Raw genomic sequence first — 26,332 nt, forward strand, 5'->3', positions numbered from 1 at the left:
CACCCCTGTGAGTGGAGGTAGAGGGCGTTCTCCCGCCCATATCCAGATTAGGCACCTCCGGATACGGCGAACAGTCCCCCAGGTAGCGGCCCAACTGCGCGGCCGCCAGCAGGTAGTTGTACCGGGTGGTCTCCAGGTAATTCCCCGACCGCAGCGAGCGATCCCAGTCCCGCGGAAACCCCGACCAGGTCTTCGACAATCCCGCAGTGATCTTGTCCAGGTCCAGTAGCAGCATTTTCGCCGGCCTCCGAGTGAAGGCGCCTATGAGCGGCGTGCTCAACCCCGAAGATCGGCAACGCCTCATACGAAAAGGGCCCCCGCAGGCTCTCGCCTGCGAAGACCCTTCGCACCGTCGGGACGACAGGATTTGAACCTGCGACCCCTTGACCCCCAGTCAAGTGCGCTACCAAGCTGCGCCACGTCCCGGTGCCGTCTGACCTGGGGTTTCCCCCGGCTGAACGTGCATCGAAACAATACCGCACTCGCGCTGCTGATCGCGCCCTCGTTTATACGGGCCATGCGAGGGCCTGCGTCTATACGGGTCGTACGAGGGCCCGCGTCCCGAGTTGACCTGAAGTTTGGTTGAGGTTGCAGAGTCGTCTGTATGACGACGACAGCGGAACAGAGCTACGTGTACGCGGACCTGCCCCACTTGATGGGGCTGATGACCGGCGACGAGAAGCACGGGCCGGCGGCGACGTCCACCCTGGACGCGCTGTGGGTGCTGTACGACCGGGTGCTTCGGGTGGGGCCAGAGCGGATGGGCGATCCGGAGCGGGACCGGTTCCTGTTGTCCAAGGGGCACGGGCCGATGGCGTACTACGCGGTGCTGGCGGCCAAGGGGTTCGTGCCCGTCGCGTGGCTGCCCGGGTTCGGGTCGTACGACTCGCCGCTCGGGCACCACCCGGACCGGGTGCTGGTGCCGGGTGCCGAGATCGGGAGCGGGTCGCTGGGACACGGGCTGCCGATCGCCGTCGGCATGGCCCTGGGGCTGCGGGCGCAGGGGCTGGACGAACCGCGCGTATGGGTGCTGACCGGCGACGCCGAGCTGGACGAGGGCAGCAACCACGAGGCGATCGCGTACGCCGGTCCGGCCGGTCTGGAACGGCTGCACACCGTCGTGATCGACAACTCCTCGGCCAGCCATGCCCGGCCGGGCGGCATCGCCGCGCGGTTCGAGGCGGCCGGCTGGTCCACGGCGACCGTCGACGGCCGTGACCACGAGGCGCTGTACGCCGCCTTCACCGCCCCTCACCCGGGCCGTCCGCGGGTGGTCGTCGCCCAGGTCGAGCCGAAGCTCGACTGAGGCTCGGCCGTGCCCCGTCCCGCACCTCTCCGTTCCGTAAGCCCCTTGGAAGGACACGAGTACCCATGGACACCATGCGTGACCGTTTCGCCCCTGTCGTCACCCAGCTGCTCGACGAGGATCCACGCGTCGCCGTCGTTCTCGCCGAGATCGGCACGGACGGCTTCACGGAGGCTCGACGCAGGCACCCGAAGCGGGTGATCAACGTCGGCATCCGCGAACAGCTCCTCGTCGGGGCGGGTGCCGGACTGGCGCTGACCGGGCTGCGGCCCGTGGTGCACACCTTCGCCAGTTTCCTCGTCGAGCGGCCCTTCGAGCAGGTCAAGCTCGACCTCGGGCACCAGGACGTGGGCGCGGTGCTGGTCAGCGCGTCCGCGTCCTTCGACTGGCCCGCGGGCGGGTACACGCACATGGCCCCCGGCGACGTGGCCCTGCTGGACACGCTGGACGGCTGGACCGTGCATGTGCCGGGCCACCCGGACGAGGCCGAGACCCTGCTGCGCCACGCGATCGCCGCCGGGGACGACAAGGTGTACGTCCGGTTGTCGGTGCAGTCCAACGCGCAGGCGCTTCCGGTCGACGGGGCGCGCTTCATCACCGTCCGCGAAGGGCGCGCCGGGGTGGTCCTGGCCGTCGGCCCGATGCTCGACGCCGTGCTCGACGCCACGGAAGGGCTCGACGTCACCGTCCTGTACGCGACGACCGTCCGCCCCTTCGACACGGCCGCGCTGCGCCGGGCCAGTGAGGCGGCGGGCACCGATGTCGTCCTCGTCGAGCCATACCTGGCCGGCACGTCCACGGCCTTCGCGGGCGACGCTCTCGCCGACGTGCCCCACCGCGTCCTCGGCCTGGGCGTGGGCCGCCGTGAGCTGCGCCGTTACGGGCAGGTCGACGAGCACCTGACCGCACACGGTCTCGACGCGGGCTCGTTGCGGCAGCGGATCAGCGGCTTCCTGGAAGCAGGCGTCCTCCGGTGAACGTCAGGTCAGATTCAGTCGACGGCCGGAAGACCCAACTCCGGGTAGGACTCGAGCAGTCGGGTCGGGGCCGCCTGGCGCCAGGAGTCGGCGAGGATGTCGCGCAGCTCGTCGGTGTCCTCCAGCGCCGCGAGGCGGACGCGGACCCAGGCGAAGCCCGCCTCGTGGTCGGCGATCCAGAACTTCCCGGGCTCGGCCCTGGACAGTTCGTCCCGCTCCTCCTTCGGGCAGCGCACGGCGATGGAGGTCTCTTCCTCGGGCAGCGTGGCGAACATCTTTCCCGCGACCCGGAATGTGGGCATGCTCCAGGCGATCTTCTCCGTCGTGTCCGGCAGGGAGAGGGCGATACGTCGTACGTCTTCGGCATCCGGCATGAGAGGCACCGTAGTCAATGGCACCGACAATCGCCCCGGCCCACCGCCCCACCCAGTCCGGCCACCCCTCACCTGTCACCTGCGCCGACACTCCCCGACCCGACCCTCTTGTAGAAGATCGTGGTCGGCCGCAGCTCGCCCGAAGGCGTCGCGGCGTAGTCGGGTATCGCCCCGAGCCGGGTCCAACCCGCCGAGCAGTACAAGGACTCGGCGGGGCTGTCGGTCTCGGTGTCCAGGTGCAGGAGGGTCACTCCCGCCGCGGCTGCCGCCTGTTCGGCCGTCGTCAGGAGGGTGCGGCCGAGGCCCCGTCCACGGCCGGCCCGGTGCACCATCAGCTTCACGAGCTCGGCGCGGTGGCGGCTGTTGGGCTTGTCGGGGAAGGCGAGACTCACGGTGCCGAGCAGCCGGCCCTCGGTCCGTGCCACCCAGACGGCGAGGTGGCCGGACGACACCGCGTCCGCGCGGTCCTCCCACCAGGACAGGGCCGCGGCGCGGTCGAGCGGAGCGAGGAAGCCGACCGAGGCGCCGTCGTCCACAGTGTCGGCGAGCAGGTCGGCCAACTCCTCGGTGCAGGCGAGGAGTTCGGGCGCGCTCAGCCTTGAGACGGCGGTCACGGCTCCACCACGACCAGCGCGTACCGTACGCCGTCGGGGCCGGGGCACCGGAACCGCGTCGGCCCCCACACCCGCAGCCGTAGGCAGTCACCGACGCCGAGGTGGTGCTCGACATCCCCGGCGGTCACGTCCAGCGCTCCCTCCAGGATCCAGATGTGCTGCTCCAGGCCGGGTACGGGGGGCCGGTCGTACGCGATGTCGGAGCCGCCCGCGAGCCGTCCCTCGACGAGTTCACCGCGCAGCCCGGAGTGCGGCGGCGACACCGAACGCCGTACGAAGCCGGAGTCCCGGTCTTCCCACACCGTCTGCTCGACGGCGCGCACCAGCAGCGCGGGCTCCGCCTCGACCTCACTGAGGAGCTGCGACATGGTGCGCCCGTAGACACCGCACAGCCGGTTGAGGAGCGAGGCGGTGGGGCTGATCTCGGCGCGCTCGGCCCGGGACAGGGTGGAACGGCTCACCCCGCTGCGTTCAGCCAGCTCCCCGAGCGACCAGCCGCGTTCGGCCCGGAGCTCCCCGAGGCGTGCGGCGAGCCGGGCATCGACGGGGTCCGGGGCAAGACCGTCTCCATCAGGCCGTTTCATATAAGGGACGATATCTCATATCCGAGAAACACCGGGAGCGGAGTTGGCCTGAGCGCCTCACGCAACAGCAGCACCGGCCCGTACAAGCGGCCCGCGCTACCCCTCCGCGGCACCCCGGAGCGCGTCCAGCACCGGCCGGATCAGCGGATGCCCCTCCGCTCCCCGCCGTACGGCCGCGAAGACCCGCCGCGTCGGAGCCACCCCGTCGACCGGGCGGACGACCACACCGGTGAGGTCCATGCCGCGCAGTGCCGAGCGCGGTACGAGCGCCACTCCCGCGTCTGCCGAGGCCAGGGCCACCACCGCGCGGAAGTCGTCCGAGGAGTGTTCGAGGCGGGGCTGGAAGCCGGCGCTCTCGCAGGCCAGGACCACTACCTCGTGGCACGGATTGCCCGGGTACGGGCCGATCCACGTGTCCTTGGCCAGCTCCGCGAGCGGCACTTCGTCGGCGTCGGCGAGGCGGTGGCCGACCGGGACGACCGCGTCGAAGGGCTCGGCGTACAGAGGTACGTGGGTCAGGCGGGGGTCGTCGGCGGGCGGGGCCCCGCGGTACTCGACGGCCACCGCGACGTCGACCTGCCGGTCGAGGACCATCGGCAGGCTGGCGTCGCCCTCGGCGTCCTGGACGCGGATGCGGATGCCGGGCGCCGACACGGCGAGGCGGGCCACCGCGGGGGCCACGACCAGGGCGATGCCGGTCGCGAAGGAGGCGACGGTGACCGTGCCGGCCGCGCCCGAGCTGTAGGCGGCGAGCTCCGCCTCGGCCCGCTCCAACTGGGCGAGGACGGTGTTGGTGTGGCTGAGCAGGATCTCCCCGGCCGGAGTCAGCCGTACGCCCTTCGCGCCGCGCTCCACGAGCCGGTGACCCGTCTCCTGCTCCAGGGCGGTCAGCTGCTGGGAGACGGCCGAGGGCGTGAGATAGAGCGCGGCGGCAGCCGCTGTCACCGTGCGGTGGTCGGCCACCGCACGGAGGATGTGGAGCCGCCGCGCTTCGATCATGCGACCGATTCTCTCAGGTCGGGCAAACAGGCCGGGCGAACCGGAACGGCCCTCGCTCAGGCGTCCAGCTCCGCGCGGGCGGCCACGAACGCGTCCACCGCCCGGTTCACGTCCTCGGTCGAGTGCCCGGCGGACAGCTGAACCCGAATACGCGCCTGCCCCTGCGGCACGACCGGGAACGAGAAGCCGATCACGTACACGCCGCGCTCCAGAAGCAGCTCCGCCAGGCGTCCCGCCCTCGCGGCGTCCCCGATCATGACGGGCGCGATCGCGTGGTCGCCGGGGAGGATGTCGAAGCCCTCCTCGGTCATCCGGCGGCGGAACAGCGCGGTGTTCTCGGCGAGCCGCACCCGCAGGTCGTCCGCCGACTCCAGCAGGTCGAGGACCTTGAGGGAGGCGGCGGCGATCACCGGGGCGAGCGTGTTCGAGAAGAGGTACGGACGCGAGCGCTGGCGCAGCAGCGCGACGATCTCGGCGCGGGCGGCGACGTAACCGCCGGAGGCACCGCCAAGTGCCTTGCCGAGCGTGCCGGTGATGATGTCGACGCGGTCCATGACGCCGTGCAGTTCGGGGGTGCCGCGGCCGCCGGGGCCGACGAAGCCGACGGCGTGCGAGTCGTCGACCATGACCATGGCGTCGTAGCGGTCGGCGAGGTCGCAGATCTCGCGCAGCGGGGCCACGTACCCGTCCATGGAGAAGACGCCGTCCGTGACGATCAGCCTGCGCCTGGCGCCCGCCGCCTCCTTCAACTGCTGTTCCAGATCGGCCAGATCACGGTTGGCGTACCGGAAGCGGCGGGCCTTGGACAGGCGGATGCCGTCGATGATCGAGGCGTGGTTCAGGGCGTCGGAGATGACCGCGTCCTCGGCACCGAGGAGGGTCTCGAAGACGCCGCCGTTGGCGTCGAAGCAGGAGGAGTAGAGGATCGTGTCCTCCTGGCCGAGGAACGCCGACAGCCGCTGCTCCAGCTCCTTGTGCACCTCCTGCGTACCGCAGATGAAGCGCACGGACGCCATGCCGTAGCCCCAGCGGTCGAGGGCCGCGTGGGCGGCGGCGACGACCTCGGGGTGGTCGGCGAGGCCGAGGTAGTTGTTCGCGCAGAAGTTGAGTACCTCGCCGGGTCGCCCGCCCGCGGTGACGCTCACCGTCGCCGACTGCGGGGTGCCGATGACGCGCTCGGGCTTGTGGAGACCGGCGGCGCGGATCTCGTCGAGGGTGGTGCGCAGATCGTCGCGTACGGAATCGAACATCATCAGTTCCTTAGAAGTCTCAAGCGGTCCGGGCAAGTGTCGGACAGCCAGGGAAAGTCTCGGACGGCCAGGGAAGGTCTCAGACGGCCAGGGAAGGTCTCAGACAGTCCAGTCGAGGATGACCTTGCCGCCGCGGCCGCTCGCCGCGTCGGCGAAGGCCGCCTCGTAGTCGCGGTAGCCGTACCGGCCGGTGATCACGGGCGCGAGGTCGAGGCCGCCTTCGAGGAGGACCGACATCGCGTACCAGGTCTCGAACATCTCGCGGCCGTAGATGCCCTTGATCGTGATCATGGAGGTGACGATCCGGGACCAGTCGACCGGGAACTCCTCGGCCGGCAGGCCGAGCATCGCGATCCGGCCGCCGTGCGTCATGTTGGCGATCATGTCGCGCATCGCCTCGGGACGTCCCGACATCTCCAGGCCGATGTCGAAGCCCTCGCGCAGCCCCAGTTCACGCTGGCCGTCGGCGATCGTGGCGTTCGAGACGTTGAGGGCGAGGCTCGCACCGATCTTGCGGGCGAGCTCCAGGCGCTCCTCGCTGACGTCGGTGACGACGACGTTGCGGGCGCCCGCGTGCCGGGCCACCGCGGCGGCCATCAGGCCGATGGGTCCGGCGCCGGTGATCAGTACGTCCTCGCCGACCAGCGGGAAGGAGAGAGCCGTGTGCACGGCGTTGCCGAACGGGTCGAAGATCGCGGCGACGTCGAGGTCGACGGGAACGCGGTGCACCCACACATTGGCGGCGGGCAGGACCACGTACTCGGCGAACGCGCCGTCGCGGCCGACGCCGAGGCCGACCGTGGCACGGCAGAGGTGGCGCCGCCCGGCCTGACAGTTGCGGCACTTGCCGCACACCAGATGGCCCTCGCCACTGACCCGGTCACCGATCTTGATGTCGGCGACATCGCGACCGGTCTCGACGACCTCGCCGACGAACTCGTGCCCGAGCACCAGCGGCGTACTGATGGCCTGTTGCGCCCAGCCGTCCCAGGACCGGATGTGCAGATCGGTGCCGCAGATCCCGGTTCTGAGGACCTTGATCAGTACATCGCCGGGGCCGGCCTGCGGCTCCGGAACGTCCACGAGCCAGAGCCCGGGCTCCGCCTTCTCCTTGACCAGCGCCTTCACGCAACGGCTCCTGTGGGTGAGGTCCCGAAGCAGGGCACGCCGGAACGGCCGGCCCGTACCGGGGAGAGGGGTGAGATCCCGTAGAAATCTGCCGTACGACGGCGCCCTGGTCCATCGAGGATTTCTTAAGCACCGCCGCAGCTTTGCTTCACGCCACCGTGCGCCTCACCCCTCGGGCAGCCCCCCGCCCTCCCGTAGTTCGATCTGCTCGACCAGCTCCGCCGCCATCGACTTGATGATCTCCAGGCCCGCTCTCCCCCACGGGCGCGGCTCGATGTCGACGGCACAGACCGTGCCGAGGACGATGCCCGTGTGGTCGATCAGCGGGGCGCCGAGGTAGGAACGGACACCGATCTCGTCGACGACCGGATTCCCGGCGAAACGCGGGTAGTCGCAGACGTCCTCAAGGACCAGCGCCTTGCGTCGGACCACCACATGGGGGCAGAAGCCATAGTCGCGGGCCATATAGCGGCCCACGCCAGGACCACCGCCAAGCTCCCCGCCAAGCTCTCCGCCGAGGCCACCGTCCAGGTCACCGCCGTCCGGAGTGTGCAGGCCCGCGAAGAACTGCCGGTTCTCGTCGATGAAGTTGACCATCGAGTACGGCACGGCGGTGACCTCGGCGAGCCGGTCCGCGAAGGCGTCGAAGGCAGGCTCCGCGCGCGCCCCCAGGCCCAGCCTGCGCAGCCGCCGCACCCGGGCGGCGACGTCCTTGTCCTGCGGGGTCAGCAGCAGACGACCGGCAGGACGCGCGGGCTCATAACTCATATACGGACTCCACGACTTGGGGCAGATGTCATACACGGGCTCCGTGGTTAGGTGCGGGCCTCACATGTGGGCCCCGTGGCTCGGCGCCGTGGCCGGCGCGTGGGCGAGGAGGTGCCGCACCAGGACGAGCAGGGTCTGCACGCCCGAGCTGGAGATCCGGGCGTCGCAGCGCACGACGGGGATCCCGGGGTCGAGGTCGATGGCCGCGCGCACCTCCTCGGGGTCGTAACGGTAGGAGCCGTCGAACTCGTTGACCGCGACGATGAAGCCGAGACCGCGCTGCTCGAAGAAGTCGACGGCCGCGAAGCAGTCCTCCAGACGTCGTGTGTCGGCGAGGATCACCGCCCCGAGCGCACCCTCGGAGAGCTCGTCCCACATGAACCAGAACCGCTCCTGTCCGGGCGTTCCGAACAGATACAGCACGTGTTCCGGATCGAGGGTGATGCGGCCGAAGTCCATCGCCACGGTCGTCTCGACCTTGTTCTCGATGCCGTCGAGACTGTCGGTCGCGGTGCTGACCGTGGTGAGCAGCTCCTCCGTACTGAGCGGCGCGATCTCGCTCACCGCGCCGACAAAGGTCGTCTTGCCGACCCCGAACCCTCCCGCCACCAGGATCTTCAGTGCGGTGGGGAAGGGGTCAGAGCTGTCGTCGTAGTCCATCGAGCACTGCCTCCAGAAGAGACTGGTCAGTGGGGTTGTGGTGGAAGGTCGGAGGCTTCGTCGTCAGCGCCCCGCAGTCGACGAGGTCGGACAGCAGCACCTTGGTGACCGCCGCCGGCAGCTTCAGGTGTGCGGCGATCTCCGCGACCGAGACGGGGGCCCGGCACAGTTCGAGTGCCTGGGAGTGCTCGGGCCCGAGGTAGCCGAGGGGGGTGGCGCCGGTGGCCATGACCTGCGACAGGAGGTCGAGCGCGGTGGTGGGCCGGGTCCGGCCGTTGCTGACCGTGTAGGGGCGCACCAGCCGGCCGGCCGCGTCGTCGAGCCAGGGCCCGTCGCCGGCCGCGGCCACGCTCAAGGCCTCATCGCCGAGGGTTCGGCCGCGGGCTGCCGGGGGGCGGTGATCAGATACGGCCGGACGCTCTTGACCAGCATCGCCATCTCGTAGCCGAGCACCGCCGCGTCGGCCTCGCGCCCGGCGAGTACGGCGAGACAGGTGCCCGAGCCGGCCGTGGAGACGAACAGCAGGGTCGAGTCGAGTTCGACGACGATCTGGCGTACGTCGCCGCCGTCCCCGAAGCGGATGCCCGCGCTGCGGCCGAGGGAGTAGAGGCCGGAGGCCAGCGCCGCCATGTGGTCGGCGCTGTCCGTGTCGAGGCCGTGGACCGACTTCACGAGTCCGTCGCAGGACAGGAGTACCGCGCTCGTGGTGTGCGGTACGCGCTGTACGAGGCCGCTCATCAGCCAGTCGAGATCGGATACCTGGCCGGTCGGCGCATCGCTCGCCATGGTGGATCGACTCCTTGAGGTACGAAGGTCTGTGGGAGCGGAGGGGGTGGGTGTGGGGATGGAGAGGCCACTGGTCATCCGGCCGGTGCGCTCCCGTCGTGCCGGGTGGTGAAGTCCTGTCCCGGCGCAGGCGCGGGCGCGGCGTCGCGCGCCCCCTGCGCCTCGTGCGGCGCGGGCGCATGGGCCGTGTGCGCTTCGGCTATGTGCGCCACGCCGATGGGCGCTCCGGGTACTCCGTCGACTCGGGCCGCACCGTCCATGTGCAGCCCATCCATATGCGGTCGCTCCATGTGCGGTCGCTCCATGTGGGAGGCATCCGCATGTGAGACATCCACGTGTGATTGCTCAACGCGCGGAGCATCGGGGACGTCCATGTGCTCCGTGCCCCTATGGCCCGCACCCATAGGGGCGGTGTCCATGTGGCCGGAGTCCATGTGGCCGGAGTCCCTGGCGGCGCTGTCCATGGCGGCGGTGTCCCTACGCCCCGCACCCACGATCGGCACATCCACCCGGACCATCTCCAGCGGCGGCAGCGAACCCGTGTCCACCAGGTCCAGGTGCGCCCGGTCCCGCGGAGCCTCGGTGCGCGCCGACTCCGCATGGGCCGCCTCCGCGAGCCCGATCCCCCGCTGGAACGCCGCCATGAGGCCGGGGTCGTGACCGGCGACGTGCTCCGCGTCCTGTCGGGGCGCGGGCCCCTCACGCAGCTGGGGGACGATGTGTTCCTGGGCGCGCCGCGTGGGCAGTTGGGGCTTGCCCATGGTGCCGCGGACCGCACCGCCTCGCGCCGTGGGTGGCTTGCCCGCGTGCTCCGTCACCGCGTGCCGGTCGTCGGGGCGGATGCCGGGCACGGCCTCCGCCGGGTTGGGCCGCTCCAGGTGGCTACCGCGCACGGGCAGCGGCGCCGGACCGCTGCGCCCCGTGGCCCCCGCGCCCCGCGGCGTCTGGTCCCGCGGCGTCTGCTCCCGCGGCGTCTGCCGAGGCACAGGAGACACGCCCCCGGGCGGCGCGGACACCGGACCCGCCTGCACGGCCTGCGGTCTGGCCGGCGGGCGCCGGTCCGCGCCCGGCTCCTGGGGCTGCGCCCGTGTGAGCACCCCGGGGTCGCCCTGCGCCGTCCCCAACAGCGCCTGCGGCACGACGAGTACGGCTTGGACACCGCCGTAGATATTGTTCTGCAGCCGCACATGGATGCCGTGCCGCCGGGCGATCTGCGAGACCACGAACAACCCGATGCGGCCGTCCTGGAGCAGGCTGGCGACATTGACCTGGTCGGGATCGGCGAGCAGGGCGTTCATCTTGTTCTGTTCGCCGAGCGGCATGCCGAGGCCCCGGTCCTCGACCTCGACGGCGAGTCCGGAGGTCACGAGGTTGACCCGCAGCAGCACTTGGGTGTGCGGGGCCGAGAACACCGTGGCGTTCTCCACGAGTTCGGCCAGCAGATGGATGACGTCGGCGACGGCGTGCCCGCGCAGGGTGCCGTCGATCGGAGGCACCAGCTTCACCCGCGAGTACTGCTCGACCTCGGCGATCGCGGACCGCAGCACCTCGGTCATGGAGACGGGGTTGCTCCACTGCCGGCGCGAGACGGCGCCGCCGAGCACGGCGAGGTTCTCGGCGTGCCGCCGGATGCGGGTGGCGAGATGGTCGATGTGGAAGAGACCCTTGAGCAGATCCGGGTCCTCGATCTCGTTCTCGAGCTCGTCGAGGATCGAGATCTCGCGGTGCACGAGAGACTGAAGCCGCCGCGCCAGATTGACGAAGACCTCGACCTTCTGCTCGCTGCCCGCGTGGCTGGAGAGCTGCGCGGCCTGTACGACGGCGGTGACGGCGCCGTCGTGGGCGCGCGAGAGGTCGGCCGCGAGCAGCTCGAAGTCGTCGGCGTCGGCGGGGGGCTGGCGACGCGCTTTGCGCGCCGGCGGGCTCTCGCCTCGGCGCAGTCCTTCCACGAGGGCACGCAGGTCGCCCTCGGTGCGGGCGGTTGTGCGGCGCAGGGCGCCTATCCGCTCGTGCACGGACGTGGCGGCGCGGTCGGCGGCCACGGCGGCGATCACGATGCCCGCGAGCGCCACGCCCACGGCGCCCGCGAGCACGGCCCACAGGATGAGCGTGGGGCGTGCGCCGGTCGAGCGGACGGTGAAGAGCACAGCCGCGCACGCGCTGAGGGCCACCGCGGTCGGCGGCAGCACCGCGAGGCGCAGCAGCTGGGGCCGCAGGTGGGTCTCGGGCAGCGAGGGTGCGGTGTGGGCGACCGGCCGTCCGTGCCGTCCGCCCTCACGGCGGTCTGCGCGTGCGGCCGGTGCGCGAAGGTGAGACATCGGCGTCCTCGTACTGGTACGTCGGGGGTGGGGGGCCTCTGACGGGTCGGAGACGGGTCGGATGCCCCCTGGGGCTCCCGCAGGTCTGCGCGACTCGGTCGTGCGTCATCGCGGTGCCGGTCGAGAGAGCCGAAAAATTCGACCCCGCGTCGCCCGACGGCAACTGACAGTAGTCGGCAACGCATCATGTGCGGTGGGCAGTTGACAAACTCCCACGGCCAGGGTCCCGCTCTGGTATGAGGCCTCGTACGACAGACCGATAACACCCTCGGACACACGTTCGCGTCGCGGCCCGGATTCGATCAGAGCTGGTCAGAAGCGGTCGGGAACAAACGGCGAGGGCCGGGGAGCAGTGCGCTCCCCGGCCCTCGCCGTCGATCGAAAAATCAGCCCCCGTGATCCGAGAATCAGCCCGCGGGCACCGTTTCCGGCTCCCCGGTGCCCTCCGGGGTCCCGGCGGCGACGTCACCCGGTGTGCTGACCGTGGTCTTCTGAGCGGCGGGCCAGCCACCCTCAGGCGTGACGGCCACGGCGCGCCACCAGGGCTCGGACGGAACGGTCTCGGCCGTCGGTTCGAAGGGCTCACCGGGGCGGGGCAGCGCGACCCGCGCACCGGCCGCGTCCGCGGCCGCGATCGACCCCTCGCCGGGCTCCGCCCACGGGTGGGCCGCCAGGTTGAACGTCGCCCAGTGGATCGGCAGCATGACGCCGCTGGGCCGCCCGCCCTGAAGGCCCAGGTGGGCGCGCATGCCCTCCTCGGGCGTCATGTGGATGTCCGGCCAGAACTCGCTGTACGCCCCGATCTGGATCATCGTGGCGTCGAACGGGCCGTGCTCGGCGCCGATGTCCTTGAAGCCCTCGAAATAGCCGGTGTCGCCGCTGTGGTAGATCCGGTGCTCATCGCCCGCCACCACCCAGGACGCCCAGAGCGTGTGCTGGGTGTTGCGCAGGCCCCGGCCGCAGAAGTGGCGGGCCGGCGTGGCGGTCAGGGTGATTCCCCCGACCTTCGTCGACTCGTTCCAGTCCAGCTCACGCAGCCGGTCCGCCGACACACCCCAGCGCTCCAGGTGGGCGCCGACACCGAGCGGCACCGCGAACAGCGTGTCCGAGTCGGCCAGGGCCTTGATCGTGGGCAGGTCGAGATGGTCGTAGTGATCGTGCGAGATGACGACGACGTCGACCGGGCCGAGCGCGGCCAGTGGCAGCGGTACCGGGTGCAGCCGCTTGGGTCCGGCGAAGTCGAACGGGGAACAGCGCTCACCCCAGACCGGGTCGAACAGCACACGGTGCCCGTCGATCTCGGCGAGGACGCTGGAGTGCCCCATCCACGTGAGCCGCAGCCCGGTGGGCACGGGCCTACCCAGGTCGGCGAGCGTCGTGGCGTGCACCGGCACCGTGCCCGCCGGGGCGCGCAGGACCCGCTCCTCCTTGCGGAAGAAGGTCTTCGCGAACTCGCGCATCGCGCCGTCCGGCCGAGGGGTACCCGCCGGGTTCTTGAAGACACCGTCCGCGAAGTTCGGCGATCTGCGGATGCGCTCCAGGCGCTCACCCGCCGGATCCGCGCCGAAGGCGGCGGGCCGCAGCGCGCGGAGCCCGGAGCTCAGGGTACGGAAACCGGTCACAGTACCTCCAGGTGGAGTCAGTCAGGCTTTCATTATGGTCGCCGCCTCTGACAGCGCCGGGTCGGCCCTGTCACAGCACAATTTCCGTGACCCCATGGCCTGTATCTCCACAACCCCACGGCGCCCGCTCTTCTTCCTGGCCACGGGACGCGCGTTCCGCCGTCCACGGGGCGGACGCGTGTTCGGTTCCACGACGCGAGCTCGGTTACTGACCGATGGTTCAGTAGGCGTACTGTGACCGTCCGGCCCCGTACATCCGGCCGCCTTTGGAGACACCATGTACCGAGGACTCCGACACCCCCACGGCGGTGGGCCTCGCGCCGGCCCTCCAGCCCCCTGACCGCCGTACCCGAGGAGACCCCCGTGACCGCCCCCCTGATGCTGCTCACCTGGACCGACCACGTCACCGGCCACCAGGGATTCCTCGTGGTCGACCGGCTCGTACGGGGCGTCGCCAGCGGCGGGCTGCGGATGCGGGCGGGCTGCACGCTGGACGAGGTCGCGGGGCTCGCCCGGGGGATGACCATGAAAGAAGCCCTGCACTACAACCCCGAGGGCCGCTACATCCCGCTCGGCGGCGCCAAGGGCGGCATCGACTGCGATCCCCAGGACCCGGCGGCGTACGGCCTTCTGGTGCGCTACCTGCGCGCCATGCGCCCGTACATCGAGAGCTTCTGGACCACGGGCGAGGATCTCGGCCTCACCCAGGACCTGGTCGACCGGGCCGCCGAGGAGGCGGGGCTCGTCTCGTCCATCCAGGCCGTGTACCCGCTGCTCGACGACGAGGTGGCGGCCAGACGGCGGCTCGCGGACGCCTTCGCGGTCGAGGTGGACGGGATCGGGCTCGACGAGCTGGTCGGCGGCTGCGGTGTCGCCGAGTCGGTGCTCGCGGCTCTGGACCGCGCCGGGATGCCGTACGCGGGAACGCGCTTCGCCGTGCAGGGACTTGGCACCATGGGAGGGGCCACGGCACGCTTCCTCACGCGCGCGGGACTCACGCTGGTGGCCGTCGCCGACATCAAGGGCACGATCGCCAACCCTGAGGGCCTCGACGTCGACGCGCTGCTCGCGGCACGGGACGCGTACGGGACGGTCGACCGTTCGGCGCTGCGCCCGGCCGACCGTGAACTGCCGGGCGACGCCTGGCTGTCCGTCGACGCGGAGGTGCTGGTGCCCGCGGCGGTCTCGTACGCGATCGACACCGCGAACCAGCGCCGGATCACCGCCCGTTGGGTCGTCGAGGCGGCCAACATGCCGGTTCTGGCGGAGGCGGAGGAACTGCTCGCGGCGCGCGGGGTCATCGTGCTGCCGGACGTCGTGGTCAACTCCGGGACGAACGCCTGGTGGTGGTGGACGCTGTTCGGCGACATCGGCGCGGACGCGGACGAGGCGTTCGCGTACACACGGCGCTCCATGCGCGCCCTCATCGACCGGACGCTGGCCCGCGCGGAGGCCGACGGGATCACACCGCGGGCCGCCGCGCACGCCATCGTCGCCGACCGGCTGCCGGTGATCGCGGAGCGGTTCGGCTGGTACGCATGACGGCGGGACCACCGGCACGACCAGCGCGAACCATGGAGACCCGGCTCCGACACCACGTCTGGCGAGGGATTAGGGTTGCCGCGTGGCGAGAGTGCGTTTGAACGTGGCGGAGCGGCGTGAGGAGTTGCTGCGCGCCGCCGTCGAACAGATCGAGGCGCGTGGTGTGGCGGCGGTACGGATCGCCGATGTTGCCTCGGCACTCGGAGTGAGCAACGCGCTGGTGCTGTACCACTTCTCGACCAAGGAGAAGCTGGTCGCCGAGGCGTTCGCATACGCGGCCGAGGACGATCTGGCCCATCTGCGCAAGTTGCTCGGCCGTCGTACGTCGGCGCTGCGACGGCTGCGGGCCGCGGTGCGCTGGTACGCGCCGACCGGGCAGGCCAAGGGCTGGCGGCTGTGGATCGAGGGCTGGGCGGCCGCACTGCGCGAGCCCGCGCTGCGGGAGGTCACGTGCTACCTCGACAAGCAGTGGAAGGCCGCGATCATCGAGGTGATCGCGGAGGGAGTGGCCGCGGGTGAGTTCCGCTGCCCGGATCCCACCGGCACGGCCCTGCGGCTCACGGCGCTGCTCGACGGTCTCGCCGTCCAGATGACCTCGTACGCGGGTGCCGTTTCGCGAGCGCGGACCCACGAGTGGGTGGACGAGGCACTGGCACGCGAACTGGGCCTCGACCGCGAGGCGTTGACGGCGGCGGTGCGCTGAGGCACGCGCTTCTCCGGAACGTCGAGGGGTGGTTGGTGGTGCCGGGTCCCGGCACCACCAACCACCCCTCACTCAGCCGTCGAGCCCGGCATCGCGCCCCGGTTCAGGCCACCGCGTCGATCCACGTCTTGATCTCGTCCGGCGAGAGCGTCCCCTTGGCCGCCACATGATCCCCGGAGGACTCGCCGCGCAGGCGCCGCCCGATCCACGGGACCAGGTACTCACGCGCCCAGTGGATGTTGTCGCGCCTGGCCTCGAGCGTGCCGCGCGGCGGAAGGGGCGGCCACGGCTGGTCCGGGTCGGCCGGTACTTCGAGGCCGAGGACCTGGCCGGCCCGGAGCGCGACGCGGGTGTGGCCCTCGGGTGACAGGTGCAGACGGTCGCCGTCCCAGGCGCGGCGGTCCTGAATCGTCTTCAGGGACCACAGGTCGAGGACATGGCAGCCGTACCGGTCGGCGACGGCCCGTATGTGCCCGTTGTACGTGGCGATCTTGCCGCGCATGTGCTTCAGCACGGGCACGCCACGGGTGTCGAAGCCGGTCGTCACCATGACGGTGCCGACATGTGAGGTGAGATCGGCGACCGCGCGCTCGAAACGCTCCGCGACCTCGTCGGGGTCGACGCCGGGCCGGATGATGTCGTTGCCGCCCGCACAGAAGGAGACCAGGTCGGGCGCGAGCTCCTTCGCCCGCGAGAGCTGGTCCTCGACGATCTGGTCGAGCAGTTTGCCGCGCACGGCGAGATTGGTGTAGTTGAAGTCGCCCTCGGGCTGCCGGTCCGCGAGAAGTACCGCGAACCGGTCGGCCCAGCCGACAAAGGCCCCGTCAGGCCCGGGGTCGCCGACGCCCTCGGTGAAGCTGTCCCCCACCGCCACGTACGACCCGATCACTGATCTGTTGACACTCTTCGAATCGTCTGCCACATCGGCCCATGATTCACCTTCGGGTGTGAGCTACGCGACCGTAGGAAGGGGTTGACGTGTGGTGAGATAAGCCACTCATAAAGTCTGGGTCAAGCTCGGAATAAGGGCCTGTCAGGGGCGGTTGAACAGCCGCCATACCTGGAAGTCCGTGATCCTGAAGTGGCTCCAGGTGGTGCGGAACGCGAAGTGCCCACTCGTGTACGGCTCCGGGTCGCTGTAGTCGAAGACCAGCCGCCCGTTGTTCCACCACTGGACGGTGGAGCCGTCCGACACGATCCGCACCCGGTTCGGTTCGTTCGCCGTGAGCAGCGGCTCCGTGTAGTCGTGGATCAGTGGACGCACGCCGGCCTCGCCGACGTAACGGCGCAGCCTCGTCGTCGTGTTCGTGTTGGCGCCGTATCCGACGTAGTACGTCTTCAAGTAGTCGTACTCCGCGAGCGCGCCGCCCCGAGGCGTGGCGAAGAGGTCCGCCGGGGAGCGGACGTCGACGGCGTTCCAGAAGTTGTTCAGGTCGGACACCCGGTCGTTGACACCGCCCGCGGAGACCGGCGTCGCGGTGTACTCGATGACGTACGGCCCTTCGAGCTTCCGTCTGAACCAGACCGTCGCGCCGGCCGGCACGTCGATGTCCAGGACACCGCGCGAGGCCGTGACCGTGCCGCCGTTCTCCAGCTCGGCGGCCCAATGACCGAGTCCGTGCCGGAAGCTGTCGTGGGCGAGGAGCCGGCCCCGACGGTAGCGCGGCGAGGCGCTCGCGGCGGTGGCCGGGACGAGCGCCGCGAGGGCGGCACCGGCGGCCAGGGCTCCGAAGGTTCTACGAGTGGTCGTCACGGGAAAGCGGACCTCCGCGCGGAGTAGAAAGCGCTTACGGAGATCACTGTGCGGCCACCGCGGCACGTCTGTCGACACCTCGTCCGGGCTGTCCACAAGACCGCAATGTGCCGCTCATGAATCCGAAGGAACGCGGTCCGTCGGCCACGAAACACCGAAGGCCGGACCCCGGGGATCGTGGGGTCCGGCCTTCGGAGGTAAGGGAGAGGCGTCAGCCGACGGTGACACCGTGCGCGCGCAGGTACGCGACCGGGTCCACGTCCGAGCCGTAGTCCGGCGTCGTGCGGATCTCGAAGTGCAGGTGCGGTCCGGTGACATTGCCGGTCGCGCCGGAGAGGCCGATCTGCTGCCCCTCGGTCACGGTCTGGCCCGCCGAGACGGAGAGGGAGGACATGTGGGCGTACTGCGAGTACTGGCCGTCGGTGTGCTGGATGACGACCTGGTTGCCGTACGCGCCGCCCCAGCCCGCCGAGACGACGGTGCCCGCGGCGATGGACTTGATGGTGGTGCCGGTCGGGACCACGAAGTCCACGCCGGTGTGGTAGCCGCTGGACCACATGCTGCCCGCGGTCTTGTAGGCGGTGCCGACGGTGGCACCCTCGACCGGCAGGGTGTAGCCGGAGCTGCTGGCGGTGTCGGTCGCCGGGGTCGTGGTCTCGGCGGCCGTCTTGGTGGACGACTCGGAAGACTTGGACGACTGGGTGGACGACTTCGACTTGGCGGACGACTCAGTGGTGCCGCTCGACGCGGCCTTCTTGCCGATCGTCAGCTTCAGGCCGGGGTGGATCAGAGCCGGGTCCTCGCCGACAGCCTTGCGGTTGTCCGAGTACAGCTTCTTCCAGCCGCCGCTGACACTCTGGTCGGTGGCGATCTTCGAAAGAGAGTCGCCCGCCTTTACCGCGTAGGTCTTCGTCGCGGTCTTCTTGGCGGCGGCCGGAGCAGAAGTGGCGGCCTTTTCCTGAGCCGTCGCGGCCTTTTCCTGAGTCGAGGAAACCGTGGCCGTCGGAGTCGCTGCATGGGCACCGGTGGCCCCCATCAGCGGCAGCGCGAGCGCGGCGCCACCCGTTCCGGCAACGGCGATCGAGCGCGTGAAACGCTGGGACTTGGGACGGCGGTGCTTACCCTTCGCGGGCATGACGAATTCCTCTCCGGCGCCTGCGAGGTGAGCTGTCGGGTGCGGGCTGGAGATGCCCGGCCGCGCTGCTGCGCGGCTATACCCCTAGCCGTTCCGGAGACCGGAACAGGCGTCTTACCTGTGGGTCCCCCGCTCCTGCCACATACGGGTGAGTGCGGATTCCGGGCGGCGGCAGGATTGGGCGTCCGTCCGGATTGAGGGCGAACGTAAGCGAAATGAGAGCGCGTCGACAACCATGTGGACTTTCTGTGGGCGTGACCCCCTTGATCCATGCCGGAATTCCCGTCACCCTCTGTGGACCGATGACCTTTCCGGCCTCTCAAATAGCCCGGGAATTCGGGCAGGTTGACAAAAAGGCGTCGCAACACATCGTCACGAATATGACGCTGCTCACGCACGTCGACCCACGGCACCTTATTCCAGGGCCAGTTGTAATGAAGCAGCTAATTCGGACAGAACAGTCACATGCGACGCAGGCGGATAACCGTCGCATCGAGATCCCCGCGCAGCCCCGCCCTCACCCCGTGATGCAGCAGTACCGCACCTCTGTGCATTTCGCCCGTTTCGCGGCACTCGTACGCTTGTGTCGGGTCGAGTCCGCGTAGCCGGAGCCGCGCGACCGGCTCACCGTGACGCTGGGCCTGGAGCCAGGCGAGGACGACGACCTCGTCGCCATGGACGTACTGCACCGCGCTCAGCCCACCCTCCGGGGGCCGCAGCCGGTAGAGGTCACCGCGCTGCACGACGGGCCGGATCTCCTTGTACAGCTCCACCCAGTCCCGCGCTTCGGCGAGCTCCTGCTCACTCCACTCACTCAGGTCGCCGCCGACGCCGAGTACCCCGGCCATCGCGCTCACGAACCGGAAGCGCAGCGAGCTGACCCGCCCGTTGAGCTGCGTGTTCGGGCTGTCCGTGACCCAGGCGGCCATGATCCGGGCCGGGTGGATCTGGCTGAAGCCGTCCTGGATGGCGAGCCGGTCGAGCGGGTCGGTGTTGTCGGAGGTCCACACCTGGTCCGTACGGGCCATGACACCCAGGTCGATACGGCCGCCACCGCCCGAGCAGGACTCGAACGCGACACCGGGGTGCGCGGCCCGCAGCCGGTCCAGAAGGCCGTACAGGGCCTCCACGTGCGCCACCCACAGCTTCTGCGGATAGCGCTCGCCCGGCCAACCCGCATCCGTGAAACAGCGATTGAAGTCCCACTTCACGTAGTCGATGGGGGCGCTGGAGAGCAGTCCGTCGAGCTGCTCCCACAGGTACTCCTGGACGTCCGGGCGCGCGAGATTCAGTACGAGCTGATTGCGGTACTCCGTCCTGGTTCGCCCCTGCTGGAACTGCACCCAGTCGGGGTGCGCGCGGTACAGCTCGCTGTCCGGATTGACCATTTCCGGCTCGACCCAGATGCCGAACCGCATACCCAGCGCGTGTACGTCCTCGGCGAGCGGCTTCAGGCCGGCCGGGAAGCGGTCCGGGTTGGGCGTCCAGTCGCCGAGCCCCGCGCGGTCGCTGGTGCGCGCCCCGAACCAGCCGTCGTCGACCACGAACAGCTCGACACCCATGGCCGCGGCCCGCCGCGCGAGCTTGCGCTGCTGGTCCTCCGAGATGCCGAAGTCGGTGGCCTCCCAGGAGTTGTAGAGCACGGGCCGGTCCTGGTCCACGTCCGGGATGACGTACATGCGCTGGTACGCGTGCCAGGCGCGGCTCGCCCCGCCGAAGCCGCCGTCGCTCCAGAGGCCCGCGAAGACGGGCGTGGTGAACGACTCCCCCGGCTCCAGGCGCAGCAGCCCCGAGTCGTCGTACCCGGCGCCGCCGGTGATCTGCACGCGCGCGTCGGGGAGTTGGGCCACGGAGATCCGCCACGAGCCCGACCAGCCGAGCGCGCACCCGTACACCTCGCCGCTCTCCTCGGTCGCCTCGCTGTCGAGCGCGACCCACGGCAGGTGCTGGTGCCCGGTGTGCCCGCGTCGGCTGCCGATGACCTTCTCGCCGTAGGTGAGGTGCGATCGTACGAGCCGGGACTCGGCCGCCCACCGCCCGTGCAGCTGGGACAGCCGCCAGCCGTCACGCTCGGGCAGCGTCCAGGTCGCGGAGTCGGCGCGCAGCAGCTCCAGAGCGGGCCCCTCGTTGACAAGGCTCACCCGGCGCTCGACGACATCGCCGCGCATCCGGTAGTGGAGGGTGATGCCGAGCCCGGAGTCGGAGAAGCGCAGCCGCAGCTCGTCCCCGTCCGCCTCGTACTCCTCGAAGCGCCACTCGGTCCCGCGCCGCTCGTCCGTCCGCACGGACAGGGCGGGGCGTGCGAAGCGGGGGCCGCCCTCGACGGGGTACTCCTCGCGCCCGTCGAGCGGGGACTCGAACGGCCAGTACTGGGGTGCCGGCAGGGCGGCCAGCGCCTCGGCGTCGGCGAGCGTGATGCGCGGGCCCCAGTGGAGATGCAGTAGCTCGTCGAGTTCGGTGAGCCGCAGTGCATAGCTGCTCGTCGGCCCCGAAAGAAGCCAGGTACGACCGTCCGCGCCGATCTCCGTCATCAATCCCCCACAGATACGAACAGGTGCGATCAGGTACCAACATCATCACGCGCTCCGTGCCCTGGAGGCAACGCCTCCGCACCTGCGAAGACGGCGCCTGTGGACAACTCATTGCCCCAGGTACCCATGTCGTATCGTCGATAGCGCAACGTCCGTCGGCGGGCGACGCCGAGCAGCGCCGACGGTTTATTGGGAGGAGTTCCCGTGACGCAGCAGATCCCGTCGACCGAGCCCGAACTGGCCGCAGTGCGCAACTTCCGCGATGTGGGCGGTCTGCCCACCGTGGACGGCCGACGGGTGCGGTACGGGGTGCTGTTCCGCAGCGGCCACCTCGCGCACGCCACCGATGAGGACGCCGCGTTCCTCGCCTCCCTCGGCCTGCACACGGTCTTCGACTTCCGCAATGCCTCGGACCAGAAGCTGGAGGGTCCGGACGTCGAGCTGCCGGGCGTGCGGAACGTGAATCTTCCGCTGACCGACCCGGCCGACGGCGCCGAGTTCTGGAAGATGGTCCGCGACGGCGATCTCGACCAGCTGCGCGCGCTCCTCGCGGACGGCAAGGGGGCGAACCGAATGATCAACTCCTACCGCGCCATCGTGAAGCAGCGCACCGCGGAGCATTCCCAGGTGCTGCACTCCCTGGCCGAGGACAGCGTGCCCGCCCTGATGCACTGCGCCGCGGGCAAGGACCGCGCGGGCCTCTCCATAGCCATCACGCTCCTCGCCGTCGGCGTCGAGCGTGATGCCATCGTGGCCGACTACCTGGAATCGAACGCCGCGCACCGGCGCTACAAGGTCCACCGCAGCAGCGCCTCCGCCTCGGCGTACTCCCCGGAGGTCATGGAGCTGCTCAGCCCGCTGTTCGATGCGCGCGCCGAATACCTGACGGCGGCCTTCGAGACGATCGAGGAGGCCTGGGGCGGAGTCGACGCCTATCTGGAGCAGGCGCTGCGGATCACCCCGGAGCTGCGGGACCGCCTGCGCGAGCGGCTCCTCGACTGACGAAGGCCTCCTGGTCCCCTCCGAGCGGCCCCTACTGGTTCTGCGCGCCCAGCGTGAACAGCAGGTACACGAAGGCCGCGAAGAGGTGGCCGACGGCCACGTAGATGATCAGCCGCACCCACAGAGCGCGGGGGAGCCTGTCGTCCATGTCACGGCGAGGGCCGGATTCCGTCGGTTCGGTCATGGTGTCTCTCCCAGGGTGGGGTGCCCCGTCACCGGGCCGAGGCACAGCGCGGCGGTGGGGCTCTGCAGCAGGGTGTGTACGAAGAGGAGCTCGGCGCCGTCCCGATCGGCGGCGGCGATGCGGTGCGGGGTGAGCGAGTCGAAGTGCGCGCTGTCTCCCGGCGCGAGCACCTGCGCGGTGTCACCGAGGCGCAGCCGCAGCCGCCCCCTCAGGACATGGAGCCACTCCTCGCCGGGGTGGACCCGCACGATGTCGCCCTGCGAGCCGTACGGGACATGCACCCGCAGGGCCTGCATCCCGCGCCCGGAGGCGCCGGCCTGCCAGTAGGTCCAGCCGCCCGCCGCTGTCGGCTCCATGTCGGCGGCACGCACCACGGCGTCCCGCTCTGCGACCGTCTCGCCGAGCAGCTCCGAGACGGTCGTACCGTAGATACGAGCGAGCGCGAGCAGCATCGGCAGTGAGGGCTGGCGCTGCCCGGTCTCCAGGCGCGAGAGGTGGGCGGGCGAGAGCCCGGCGGCGCGGGCCGCGGCCTCCAGGGTCAGTGAGGCACGGCGGCGCAGCTCACGCAGCTGGGGTGCGACGACATGGAGGTCGTCGGCGGCCCTCTGCGGGGAAGGGTTCGAACCCTCGGCGGTGCTCATGCCTCCATTGAGCCCGAACCTTACCTCTGGGGCAAATTTCTTACCTCAGAGGCAAAAACCCGACGGTTCGCCATCGCCCGCTCTTTCCGGTGCGCCACCGCCTGCTCTGTCAGCGGTCCGCCACCGCCCGCTCTCTCAGCGGTTCGCCACCGCCTGCTTCACCAGCGTCTTCCCGAAGTCCCACATCAGTCCGCCGCCGCCGTGCGCGTCGTCCATCACGGCCGTGAAGGCATCCACAAAGCGGTCCACGTCCCGCTCGTCGACGACCAACGGCGGGATCAGCTTGATCACCTCCAGGTGATCGCCGGAGACCTGGGTGAGGATGCGGTGCCGTTGCAGCAGCGGTACGACCACCATCTGCGCGAACAGACCCTTGCGCGCGGCCTGCAGCATCGTCCAGCGGCTGCGCAGCTTCAGGGACTTGGGCCGCCCGAACTCGATGCCGATCATCAACCCCCGGCCGCGTACGTCGCTCAGCAGCTCGTACTTGTCCACGAGCGCCGCGAGCCGGGACTTCAACTGCTCTCCCGTGGCCCGGGCGTTGGCCACGATCTGCTCGTTCTCCATGACCGAGAGCACCGCGAGCCCCGCCGCCATGGCCTGTGCGTTCGACCCGAAGCTCGCCGAGTGCACGAGGACCCGGTCGATGGACGAGTAGACCTTCTTGAAGATCCAGTCCTTGCCCAGCGTGGCACCGACCGGCACATAGCCGCCGGACAGCGCCTTGGCCACGCACACCAGGTCCGGCTCCACACCCTCCTCGTGCTGATAGGCGTAGAAGTCCCCGGTCCGCCCAAGACCCGTCTGCACCTCGTCGACGATGAGCAGCGCCTTGTGCTTGTGCAGCAACTCCTGGGCGGCGCGCAGATATCCGGGCGGTGTCTCGTGCACCCCCTTGCCCTGGATGGGTTCGACGATGAGGGCGGCGACGTCACCCTTCTTCAACTCCCCTGCCAGGGCGTCGAGATCACCGAGCGGGACGGCCGTGTCGGGCAGCAGCGGTGCGAAGCCGTCCCGGAAACCGTCCTCGCCGTTCACGGACAGCGACCCGGTGGTCAGCCCGTGGAAGGCGTGCGAGCAGTACAGGATCCGCGGTTTCCCGGTCGAGTACCGGGCGAATTTCAGCGCGGTCTCGACGGCCTCCGTACCGCTGTTGCCGAAGAACACCCGGTCCAGGTGCGGGCTGTGGACGAGCAACCGCTCCGCGAGAAGTCCGGGCAGCGGCTGACAGTCGAAGCGGGTGAGGTCGGCGAGCGAGGCGTCGAGAACGTCGTGCAGCGCCTTGCGGACCACGGGGTGATGTCGGCCAAGGCCCATCACCCCGAACCCGGCGAGCATGTCCAGGTAGTCCTCCCCGTCCGCGTCCCAGAAGTGCGCGCCCTCGGCCCGCTCGTACACCTTGTCGAAGCCGATGGTGTGCAGCATGCGCGGGAGCTGGTGGTTCAGGTACTTGGTGTGCAGCTCGTAGCGCTCGGCCCCGCGTTCGGCGAGCAGCGCGCCGAGGTCGAACTCCTGCTTCCCGGAAGGCGTGGTCATTCCTGTTTCTCCTTGGACAGCTCGTCCTTGACTGCCAGACCGGCGCTGATCCGACCGGCGATCTCCACGGGCGTGAGACCTATGTCGGCCAGCACCTCACCACGTTTGGCGTGCGCGAGGAACTGCTCCGGAATGCCGAACCGCCGTACGGGTACGTCGACTTCGGCGTCCCCCAGCGCCAGCGCGACCGCCGCGCCGACCCCGGCCGCCCGGCTGTTGTCCTCGACGACGGCCACCAGGCGGTGCTCGGCGGCGAGCCCCGGCAGCGAGGGATCGACCGGCTTGACCCAGCGCGGGTCGACGACGGTGCACCCGATTCCGCGGGCTTCGAGCAGTTCGGCGGCCTGGAGGCAGACCGGTGCCATGACTCCGATGGCCACCAGGAGCACCGAGGGCCGCTCCCCCCTGTGCAGGACGTCCATCCCGCCCACATGGTCGACCGCCGGAATCGCCGGCCCCACCGACTCCTTCGGGAAGCGGATCATCGTCGGCGCGTCGTCGACGGCGACCGCCTCCCGCAGCTGCGCCCGCAGCTGGTCGGCGTCGCGCGGCGCGGCGATCCTGAGCCCCGGCACGACCTGGAGGATCGACATGTCCCACATGCCGTTGTGCGAGGCGCCGTCGACACCCGTGACTCCGGCCCTGTCCAGCACGAAGGTCACGCCGCACCGGTGCAGTGCCACATCCATCAGGAGCTGATCGAAGGCCCGGTTGAGGAAGGTCGCGTAGACGGCGACGACGGGATGCAGTCCGCCGGTGGCAAGGCCCGCCGCGGACACCGTGGCGTGCTGCTCGGCGATGCCGACGTCCCACACCCGATCGGGGAACTTCTCGGCGAACTTGGCGAGCCCCACCGGATGCAGCATGGCCGCCGTGATCGCCACGACGTCCTCCCGCTCCGCCCCGATCCTGACGATCTCGTCGCCGAACACCGAGGTCCAGGAAGGCCCGTTGGAGGGCGCGAGGGGCTCGCAGGTGAGCGGGTCCATCACGCCGACGGTATGGAAGTGGTCCTCCTCGTGTGCGAGCGCGGGCTCGTAGCCGCGCCCCTTCTCCGTCAGGCAGTGGATGAGAACCGGCCCGTGGAACCGTTTCGCCCGTCGCAGCGCGGACTCCACCGCCCCCACGTCGTGCCCGTCGATCGGCCCGACGTACTTGAGCCCCAGATCCTCGAACATGCCCTGCGGGGCGAAAGCGTCCTTGAACCCCTTCTTCGCGCCGTGCAGCGACTCGTAGACGGTGTTCCCGATGACCGGCGTGCGCAGGAGTACGTCCTTGCCCCAGGCGAGGATCTGCTCGTAACTGTCCGTCGTACGCAGGGTCGCCAGGTGATTGGCGAGACCGCCGATGGTCGGCGAGTACGAGCGCTCGTTGTCGTTGACGACGATGATCAGCGGCCGGTCCTTGGCGGCGGCGATGTTGTTCAGCGCCTCCCACGCCATGCCGCCGGTCAGCGCGCCGTCGCCGATGACCGCGACGACGTGGCCCTTCTCGCCCTGCACCTGGCGGGCCTTGGCGAGGCCGTCCGCCCAGCCGAGCGCCGTGGAGGCATGGCTGTTCTCGATGATGTCGTGCTCGGACTCCTCACGCGACGGGTAGCCGGACAGGCCGCCCTTGCCGCGCAGTTTGGAGAAGTCCTGACGTCCTGTCAGCAGCTTGTGTACGTAGCTCTGATGGCCGGTGTCCCACAGGATGCGGTCGACGGGCGACTCGAAGGCCCGGTGGAGTGCGATGGAGAGTTCCACCACCCCCAGATTGGGCCCGAGGTGACCGCCGGTCCTTGCGACCGCGTGCACCAGGAACTCCCGGATCTCATCGGCCAGTTCACCGACCTCCGCCTCGGACAGCGCCTTCAGGTCGCGTGGTCCCCGGATGCTCTCCAGAATCGTCACGCTCGGGCCCCCTCTCGGTCCGTGCTG

Annotated in this window: 24 protein-coding genes, 1 tRNA gene, 1 pseudogene and 1 riboswitch; of the genes and pseudogenes, 5 read left to right on the forward strand and 21 right to left on the reverse strand. The window is 70.2% G+C overall.

The window, feature by feature from the left end:
• Positions 1 to 352: 352 nt before the first annotated feature.
• A tRNA-Pro gene (locus OG246_RS35670) sits at positions 353 to 426 on the reverse strand.
• Positions 427 to 604: 178 nt separating this feature from the next.
• Between OG246_RS35670 and OG246_RS35675 the strand changes: the two genes are divergently transcribed.
• Both OG246_RS35675 and OG246_RS35680 read left to right on the forward strand, forming a co-directional pair.
• Positions 605 to 1,306 carry a transketolase gene (locus OG246_RS35675; RefSeq protein ID WP_266472869.1) on the forward strand — a complete coding sequence of 234 codons (702 nt, stop codon included), beginning with the start codon at positions 605 to 607 and terminating at the stop codon, positions 1,304 to 1,306.
• A 65-nt stretch (positions 1,307 to 1,371) separates the two neighbouring features.
• Entirely contained in the window at positions 1,372 to 2,283 is a 912-nt protein-coding gene (locus OG246_RS35680; RefSeq protein ID WP_266472870.1) for a transketolase family protein, read from the forward strand.
• 14 nt (positions 2,284 to 2,297) lie between these two features.
• On the opposite strand, the gene OG246_RS35685 is transcribed toward OG246_RS35680, so the two are convergent.
• The 12 genes and pseudogenes from OG246_RS35685 to OG246_RS35740 form a co-directional block, all read right to left on the reverse strand.
• Positions 2,298 to 2,657, reverse strand: a complete 360-nt coding sequence (locus OG246_RS35685) for an MmcQ/YjbR family DNA-binding protein (RefSeq protein ID WP_266472872.1) — start codon at positions 2,655 to 2,657, stop codon at positions 2,298 to 2,300.
• 68 nt (positions 2,658 to 2,725) lie between these two features.
• Complete coding sequence (locus OG246_RS35690) at positions 2,726 to 3,271, reverse strand: GNAT family N-acetyltransferase (RefSeq protein ID WP_266472873.1); 546 nt, start codon at positions 3,269 to 3,271, stop codon at positions 2,726 to 2,728.
• Positions 3,268 to 3,855, reverse strand: a complete 588-nt coding sequence (locus OG246_RS35695; protein ID WP_266472874.1) for a helix-turn-helix domain-containing protein — start codon at positions 3,853 to 3,855, stop codon at positions 3,268 to 3,270. The genes OG246_RS35690 and OG246_RS35695 overlap by 4 nt, the downstream gene beginning before the upstream one ends.
• A 96-nt stretch (positions 3,856 to 3,951) precedes the next feature.
• Positions 3,952 to 4,854 (reverse strand): LysR family transcriptional regulator, encoded by a 903-nt coding sequence (locus OG246_RS35700; RefSeq protein ID WP_266472876.1) that lies wholly within the window; start codon positions 4,852 to 4,854, stop codon positions 3,952 to 3,954.
• 56 nt (positions 4,855 to 4,910) lie between these two features.
• On the reverse strand, positions 4,911 to 6,104 hold the full coding sequence (locus OG246_RS35705) for a glycine C-acetyltransferase (protein ID WP_266474950.1): 1,194 nt from the start codon (positions 6,102 to 6,104) through the stop codon (positions 4,911 to 4,913).
• 99 nt (positions 6,105 to 6,203) lie between these two features.
• Positions 6,204 to 7,232 carry an L-threonine 3-dehydrogenase gene (gene tdh, locus OG246_RS35710; RefSeq protein ID WP_266472877.1) on the reverse strand — a complete coding sequence of 343 codons (1,029 nt, stop codon included), beginning with the start codon at positions 7,230 to 7,232 and terminating at the stop codon, positions 6,204 to 6,206.
• 165 nt (positions 7,233 to 7,397) lie between these two features.
• Complete coding sequence (locus OG246_RS35715; protein WP_266472878.1) at positions 7,398 to 8,000, reverse strand: GAF domain-containing protein; 603 nt, start codon at positions 7,998 to 8,000, stop codon at positions 7,398 to 7,400.
• A gap of 60 nt (positions 8,001 to 8,060) precedes the next feature.
• Positions 8,061 to 8,660: an ATP/GTP-binding protein gene (locus OG246_RS35720; RefSeq protein ID WP_266472879.1), complete on the reverse strand. Its 600-nt coding sequence runs from the start codon at positions 8,658 to 8,660 to the stop codon at positions 8,061 to 8,063.
• Positions 8,638 to 9,009, reverse strand: coding sequence for a DUF742 domain-containing protein (locus tag OG246_RS35725; RefSeq protein WP_266472880.1), 372 nt, complete (start codon positions 9,007 to 9,009; stop codon positions 8,638 to 8,640). The genes OG246_RS35720 and OG246_RS35725 overlap by 23 nt, the downstream gene beginning before the upstream one ends.
• A 2-nt stretch (positions 9,010 to 9,011) precedes the next feature.
• Complete coding sequence (locus OG246_RS35730; RefSeq protein ID WP_266472882.1) at positions 9,012 to 9,446, reverse strand: roadblock/LC7 domain-containing protein; 435 nt, start codon at positions 9,444 to 9,446, stop codon at positions 9,012 to 9,014.
• A 593-nt stretch (positions 9,447 to 10,039) separates the two neighbouring features.
• Positions 10,040 to 11,764, reverse strand: a pseudogene (locus tag OG246_RS35735) (ATP-binding protein); the annotation flags it as partial.
• A 407-nt stretch (positions 11,765 to 12,171) separates the two neighbouring features.
• Positions 12,172 to 13,386: an MBL fold metallo-hydrolase gene (locus OG246_RS35740; RefSeq protein ID WP_266472883.1), complete on the reverse strand. Its 1,215-nt coding sequence runs from the start codon at positions 13,384 to 13,386 to the stop codon at positions 12,172 to 12,174.
• 363 nt (positions 13,387 to 13,749) lie between these two features.
• On the opposite strand from OG246_RS35740, the gene OG246_RS35745 reads away from it, so the two are divergent.
• Positions 13,750 to 14,928 (forward strand): Glu/Leu/Phe/Val dehydrogenase dimerization domain-containing protein, encoded by a 1,179-nt coding sequence (locus OG246_RS35745; RefSeq protein ID WP_266472885.1) that lies wholly within the window; start codon positions 13,750 to 13,752, stop codon positions 14,926 to 14,928.
• Positions 14,929 to 15,010: 82 nt separating this feature from the next.
• A complete protein-coding gene (locus OG246_RS35750) occupies positions 15,011 to 15,631 on the forward strand; it encodes a TetR/AcrR family transcriptional regulator (RefSeq protein WP_323178361.1) in 621 nt (206 codons plus the stop codon).
• A 103-nt stretch (positions 15,632 to 15,734) separates the two neighbouring features.
• On the opposite strand, the gene OG246_RS35755 is transcribed toward OG246_RS35750, so the two are convergent.
• From OG246_RS35755 to OG246_RS35770, 4 genes are all read right to left on the reverse strand, one after another.
• Positions 15,735 to 16,520 carry an SGNH/GDSL hydrolase family protein gene (locus OG246_RS35755; RefSeq protein ID WP_266474952.1) on the reverse strand — a complete coding sequence of 262 codons (786 nt, stop codon included), beginning with the start codon at positions 16,518 to 16,520 and terminating at the stop codon, positions 15,735 to 15,737.
• A gap of 144 nt (positions 16,521 to 16,664) precedes the next feature.
• On the reverse strand, positions 16,665 to 17,384 hold the full coding sequence (locus OG246_RS35760; protein WP_266472887.1) for a DUF6250 domain-containing protein: 720 nt from the start codon (positions 17,382 to 17,384) through the stop codon (positions 16,665 to 16,667).
• 211 nt (positions 17,385 to 17,595) lie between these two features.
• Positions 17,596 to 18,519, reverse strand: a complete 924-nt coding sequence (locus tag OG246_RS35765; RefSeq protein WP_266472889.1) for a LysM peptidoglycan-binding domain-containing M23 family metallopeptidase — start codon at positions 18,517 to 18,519, stop codon at positions 17,596 to 17,598.
• A gap of 4 nt (positions 18,520 to 18,523) precedes the next feature.
• A riboswitch (cyclic di-AMP (ydaO/yuaA leader) is annotated at positions 18,524 to 18,680 on the reverse strand.
• A 300-nt stretch (positions 18,681 to 18,980) separates the two neighbouring features.
• Positions 18,981 to 21,050 (reverse strand): alpha-galactosidase, encoded by a 2,070-nt coding sequence (locus tag OG246_RS35770; protein WP_266472891.1) that lies wholly within the window; start codon positions 21,048 to 21,050, stop codon positions 18,981 to 18,983.
• Between the two features lie 204 nt (positions 21,051 to 21,254).
• Between OG246_RS35770 and OG246_RS35775 the strand changes: the two genes are divergently transcribed.
• Entirely contained in the window at positions 21,255 to 22,052 is a 798-nt protein-coding gene (locus tag OG246_RS35775) for a tyrosine-protein phosphatase (RefSeq protein WP_266472892.1), read from the forward strand.
• A gap of 31 nt (positions 22,053 to 22,083) precedes the next feature.
• Here OG246_RS35775 and OG246_RS35780 read toward each other — a convergent pair whose 3' ends face one another.
• The 4 genes from OG246_RS35780 to dxs form a co-directional block, all read right to left on the reverse strand.
• Positions 22,084 to 22,236 carry a DUF6126 family protein gene (locus OG246_RS35780; RefSeq protein WP_266472894.1) on the reverse strand — a complete coding sequence of 51 codons (153 nt, stop codon included), beginning with the start codon at positions 22,234 to 22,236 and terminating at the stop codon, positions 22,084 to 22,086.
• Positions 22,233 to 22,877, reverse strand: a complete 645-nt coding sequence (locus OG246_RS35785) for a helix-turn-helix domain-containing protein (protein ID WP_266472895.1) — start codon at positions 22,875 to 22,877, stop codon at positions 22,233 to 22,235. The genes OG246_RS35780 and OG246_RS35785 overlap by 4 nt, the downstream gene beginning before the upstream one ends.
• A gap of 135 nt (positions 22,878 to 23,012) precedes the next feature.
• Positions 23,013 to 24,413, reverse strand: coding sequence for an aspartate aminotransferase family protein (locus tag OG246_RS35790; protein WP_266472896.1), 1,401 nt, complete (start codon positions 24,411 to 24,413; stop codon positions 23,013 to 23,015).
• Positions 24,410 to 26,305 carry a 1-deoxy-D-xylulose-5-phosphate synthase gene (gene dxs, locus OG246_RS35795; RefSeq protein WP_266472897.1) on the reverse strand — a complete coding sequence of 632 codons (1,896 nt, stop codon included), beginning with the start codon at positions 26,303 to 26,305 and terminating at the stop codon, positions 24,410 to 24,412. Before dxs ends, OG246_RS35790 begins: the two co-directional genes overlap by 4 nt.
• Between the last annotated feature and the right edge of the window lie 27 nt (positions 26,306 to 26,332).

This window comes from Streptomyces sp. NBC_00620, assembly GCF_026341825.1.
GTDB lineage: Bacteria > Actinomycetota > Actinomycetes > Streptomycetales > Streptomycetaceae > Streptomyces.

Coding starts and splice junctions, on each gene's coding strand:
- OG246_RS35675 (WP_266472869.1), top strand. CDS start 605: ATGACGACGACAGCGGAACAGAGCTACGTGTACGCGGACCTGCCCCAC.
- OG246_RS35695 (WP_266472874.1), bottom strand. CDS start 3,855: ATGAAACGGCCTGATGGAGACGGTCTTGCCCCGGACCCCGTCGATGCC.
- OG246_RS35785 (WP_266472895.1), bottom strand. CDS start 22,877: ATGAGCACCGCCGAGGGTTCGAACCCTTCCCCGCAGAGGGCCGCCGAC.
- OG246_RS35685 (WP_266472872.1), bottom strand. CDS start 2,657: ATGCCGGATGCCGAAGACGTACGACGTATCGCCCTCTCCCTGCCGGAC.
- OG246_RS35705 (WP_266474950.1), bottom strand. CDS start 6,104: ATGTTCGATTCCGTACGCGACGATCTGCGCACCACCCTCGACGAGATC.
- OG246_RS35765 (WP_266472889.1), bottom strand. CDS start 18,519: ATGCCCGCGAAGGGTAAGCACCGCCGTCCCAAGTCCCAGCGTTTCACG.
- OG246_RS35700 (WP_266472876.1), bottom strand. CDS start 4,854: ATGATCGAAGCGCGGCGGCTCCACATCCTCCGTGCGGTGGCCGACCAC.
- OG246_RS35780 (WP_266472894.1), bottom strand. CDS start 22,236: ATGACCGAACCGACGGAATCCGGCCCTCGCCGTGACATGGACGACAGG.
- OG246_RS35790 (WP_266472896.1), bottom strand. CDS start 24,413: ATGACCACGCCTTCCGGGAAGCAGGAGTTCGACCTCGGCGCGCTGCTC.
- OG246_RS35720 (WP_266472879.1), bottom strand. CDS start 8,660: ATGGACTACGACGACAGCTCTGACCCCTTCCCCACCGCACTGAAGATC.
- OG246_RS35715 (WP_266472878.1), bottom strand. CDS start 8,000: ATGAGTTATGAGCCCGCGCGTCCTGCCGGTCGTCTGCTGCTGACCCCG.
- OG246_RS35730 (WP_266472882.1), bottom strand. CDS start 9,446: ATGGCGAGCGATGCGCCGACCGGCCAGGTATCCGATCTCGACTGGCTG.
- OG246_RS35680 (WP_266472870.1), top strand. CDS start 1,372: ATGGACACCATGCGTGACCGTTTCGCCCCTGTCGTCACCCAGCTGCTC.
- OG246_RS35770 (WP_266472891.1), bottom strand. CDS start 21,050: ATGACGGAGATCGGCGCGGACGGTCGTACCTGGCTTCTTTCGGGGCCG.